This window comes from Alteromonas sp. G4i35 (genome assembly GCF_054960375.1).
In genome coordinates, this window is the sequence record NZ_JBHNZD010000074.1 from 1 (window position 1) to 596 (window position 596).

The 596-nt window shown below is 48.2% G+C and carries 1 protein-coding gene; it reads left to right on the forward strand.

Annotated features, from left to right (window positions below):
* Positions 1 to 596 (forward strand): Tn3 family transposase (locus ACFI6L_RS20280; RefSeq protein ID WP_462574706.1); only part of this gene is annotated, 596 nt, incomplete at both ends.

Below are 596 nucleotides of genomic sequence, written 5' to 3' on the forward strand. Positions count from 1 at the left end.
CGAAGCCTGACACATGTGCTGCCAATACAAAAACAGGGAACTACTCATCAGGATGATTTACTGGCCATTCTGATTGCTAACGCCACTCACCGTGGTGTGTATGGTATGGCGCAGATCTCCGACCGCAGTTATGAACACCTGAGTACAGTACAGGCTAACTATATCCGACCTGAAACGCTGCATGATGCCAGCGACGTGATCAATAATGCGGTGGCTTCATTACCCATCTTCCGCCACTACCATATTCAGGAGGACCAGTTGCACGCCAGTGCGGATGGTCAGAAATTCGAAACCCATCTGGAAACGTTTAAAACCCGGTATTCCTCAAAGTACTTCGGTACCAATAAAGGGATCACGGCCATGACTCTGGTGGCCAACCACAGCGCCCTCAATGCTCGGATCATCGGCTCTAACGAGCATGAATCACACTATATTTATGATCTGCTGCAATCAAACAGCAGCGATGTCAAACCAGATGTGCTCTCGACAGATACGCACGGTGTCAATCATGTTAACTTCGCCTTATTGGATCTATGCAGTTACAGCTTTGCACCTCGATACGCGCAGTTCAATAGTGTCATCAACGATCTGTTTGA